This is a genomic window from Rhizobium sp. 268 (genome assembly GCF_036571585.1).
Classification (GTDB): Bacteria; Pseudomonadota; Alphaproteobacteria; order Rhizobiales; family Rhizobiaceae; genus Rhizobium; species Rhizobium redzepovicii.
This window is the reverse complement of record NZ_JAPPSO010000056.1, coordinates 1-3,133: the sequence shown is the minus strand read 5'-3', so window position 1 is coordinate 3,133 and position 3,133 is coordinate 1. Positions and strand designations below refer to the sequence as shown.

Here is a 3,133-nt window from a genome sequence, read left to right as displayed (position 1 = left end):
CATGAATGCCGGCGACCGTCAGCAGATGATCCGCGGCATGGTCGCGAGCCTCGACGCCAAGCTCAGCGCCGATCCGAACAATTTCGAGGGATGGGTGCGGCTCGTCCGCTCCTATGCCGTGTTGAACGATAAGGATCGTGCCGCCGATGCGCTGAAGCGCGGGCTTGCCGCCTTTCCGCTGCCCGGCGAACAAGGCAGCCAATTGCTGGCGCTGGCCAGGGAACTCGGCATATCAACGGAAGGATTGGCTGAATGACCCGCAAGCAGAAGCGCCTGGCGGTGATCGCAGGCGGCATGGGCTTCATTGCCGCCGCCGTGCTGCTGGTCATGTTCGCCTTCAGCCAGTCGGTCGCCTATTTCTACATGCCGGCCGATCTGGCCAAGACCCCGGTGGCGCCGGAAACCCGCATCCGGCTCGGCGGCCTGGTTGGCGAGGGCAGCGTCGTGCGCGGCGCCGGCTCGACCGTGGAATTTTCCGTCACCGACGGCAGCGCCAATGCCGTGAAGGTCAAATATACCGGCATCCTGCCGGATCTTTTCCGCGAGGGGCAGGGGGTGGTCACCGAAGGCATGTTTGCACCCGGGACCAACGTCTTTACCGCCGATACCGTGCTTGCCAAGCATGACGAGACCTATATGCCGAAGGACGTGGCCGACAGGCTGAAGCAGCAGGGGCTGTGGAAAGAGGGTCAGGGCCAGGAGGCGAAAGCGACGCAATGATCATCGAGATCGGCCATTACGCGCTGGTGCTGGCGCTGGCAACGGCGCTCATCCTCTCCGTCGTGCCGGTCATCGGCGCCCGCCGCCATGACCGGGCGATGATGGATGTCGCGACCATCGGTTCGCTGGCGATGTTTGCGCTCGTCGTCTTCTCCTTCGGCGTCTTGACCTATGCCCATGTCGTCTCCGACTTCTCGGTCGAGAACGTCTGGGAGAATTCGCATTCGCTGGTGCCGCTGATCTACAAATATTCCGGCGTCTGGGGCAATCACGAGGGATCGATGATGCTCTGGCTGTTGATCCTGACGCTGTTCAGCGCGCTGGTCGCCGTCTTCGGACGCAATCTGCCGGAGACGCTGAAGGCCAATGTGCTGGCCGTACAGGCCTGGATTTCGGTCGCCTTCACGCTGTTCATCCTGTTGACCTCCAATCCCTTCCTGCGGCTCGATCCGGCGCCGGCCGAGGGCCGCGATCTCAATCCGGTCCTGCAGGATGTCGGCCTGGCGATCCACCCGCCGCTGCTCTATCTCGGCTATGTCGGCTTTTCCGTCTGCTTCTCCTTTGCGGTCGCCGCCCTCCTCGAAGGCCGCATCGACGCCGCCTGGGCCCGCTGGGTGCGGCCCTGGACGCTTGCCGCCTGGACCTTTCTGACGCTGGGCATCGCCATGGGTTCCTACTGGGCCTATTACGAGCTCGGCTGGGGCGGCTGGTGGTTCTGGGATCCGGTGGAAAACGCCTCCTTCATGCCCTGGCTTGCCGGCACCGCGCTGTTGCATTCGGCCCTCGTCATGGAAAAGCGCGAGGCGCTGAAGATCTGGACGGTGCTGCTGGCCATCCTCACCTTCTCGCTGTCGCTGATGGGCACCTTCCTGGTGCGCTCCGGCGTGCTGACCTCGGTGCATGCCTTTGCCAGCGATCCCTCCCGCGGCGTCTTCATTCTCTGCATCCTGCTGATCTTCATCGGCGGTGCGCTGTCGCTGTTTGCCTTCCGGGCGCCGAAGCTTGCGGCCGGCGGGCTGTTTGCGCCGATTTCGCGCGAGGGCGCGCTCGTCGTCAACAATCTGATCCTGACGGTCGCCTGCGGCACGGTCTTGACCGGCACGCTCTATCCGCTGCTGCTGGAAACGCTGACCGGCGACAAGATTTCCGTCGGGCCGCCCTTCTTCAACCTGACCTTCGGCCTCTTGATGGCGCCGCTGATCGTCATCGTCCCCTTCGGGCCGCTGCTCGCCTGGAAGCGCGGCGATCTGCTCGGCGCCCTGCAGCGGCTCTATGTCGTCGCCGGCATCGCCTTCGCCGCTGCGCTGATCTTCTTCTATCTCCAGCATGGCGGGCCAGTGCTGTCCGTGCTCGGGCTGGCGGCCGGGCTGTTCCTGGTCTTCGGCGCGGTTGCCGATCTCTGGTATCGTGCCGGCATCGGCAAGGTTGCGGGCAACGTCGCCTGGCGGCGTCTGAGCGGCCTGTCGCGTTCGGCCTTCGGCACCGCTCTTGCCCATGCCGGGCTCGGCATCAGCGTGCTCGGCATCGTCGCGGTGACGACCTTCCAGACCGAATACGTCATCGAGATGAAGCCCGGCGAAACCACTGACGCCGGCGGCTACAGCCTGCATTTCGACGGCATGCAGCCGGCGACCGGGCCGAACTATACCGAGGAGCGCGGCCACTTCACCATCCGCCGCGCCGGTGTCGCGGTCGCCGATACCTGGTCGGCCAAGCGCCTCTACACCGCCCGCCAGATGCCGACGACGGAGGCGGGCATCCTGACCTTCGGCCTCAGCCAGCTCTACGTCTCATTGGGCGACGCCACCAAGGACGGCGGCATCGTCGTGCGCATCTGGTGGAAGCCGTTCATCCTCTGCATCTGGGGCGGAGCGCTTGTCATGGCTGTCGGCGGCCTCGTCTCCCTCAGCGACCGCCGCCTGCGCGTCGGCGCCCCGCGCAGGAAGGCGAAGGCGGCAAAGCCTGTAGAGCCTGCAATGGAGCCGGCGGAATGATGCGGCGTCTCCTCCTGGCTTTCGTCTTGATGCTGTTGGCCGCGCCGGCCTTCGCCGTCAATCCTGACGAGGTGCTGGCCGACCCGGCACTGGAAGCGCGCGCTCGCGCCCTTTCGGCGGAACTGCGCTGCATGGTCTGCCAGAACCAGTCGATCGACGATTCCAATGCCGATCTCGCCAAGGATCTGCGCCTGCTGGTGCGCGAGCGCATCACCGACGGCGACAGCGACGAGGCGGTGCTGAACTATATCGTCTCGCGCTACGGCGAATTCGTGCTGCTGAAGCCGCGGTTCAGCATGAAGACCGGCCTGCTGTGGGGCGCCCCGGCGCTGCTCGTGCTCGCCGGCGGACTGTCACTGCTGGTCTTTGCCCGCAGGCGGTCAGGCAAGCCGACAGGAAGTAAATTGACCGCGGATGAG

General features: G+C 65.3%; 3 protein-coding genes and 1 pseudogene. All 4 read left to right on the top strand.

Translation table 11 applies throughout. The annotated features are described in order from the left end of the window. Positions 1-256, top strand: a pseudogene (locus tag OS035_RS33325) (c-type cytochrome biogenesis protein CcmI); the annotation flags it as partial. Beyond that, positions 253-720: a cytochrome c maturation protein CcmE gene (ccmE, locus tag OS035_RS33320; protein WP_097630107.1), complete on the top strand. Its 468-nt coding sequence runs from the start codon at positions 253-255 to the stop codon at positions 718-720. The pseudogene OS035_RS33325 and the gene ccmE, both read left to right, overlap by 4 nt. Continuing rightward, entirely contained in the window at positions 717-2,714 is a 1,998-nt protein-coding gene (locus OS035_RS33315; RefSeq protein ID WP_183782584.1) for a heme lyase CcmF/NrfE family subunit, read from the top strand. Before ccmE ends, OS035_RS33315 begins: the two co-directional genes overlap by 4 nt. Continuing rightward, a partial coding sequence (locus OS035_RS33310) for a cytochrome c-type biogenesis protein (protein ID WP_097630105.1) occupies positions 2,711-3,133 on the top strand: 423 nt, incomplete at its 3' end. The genes OS035_RS33315 and OS035_RS33310, both read left to right, overlap by 4 nt.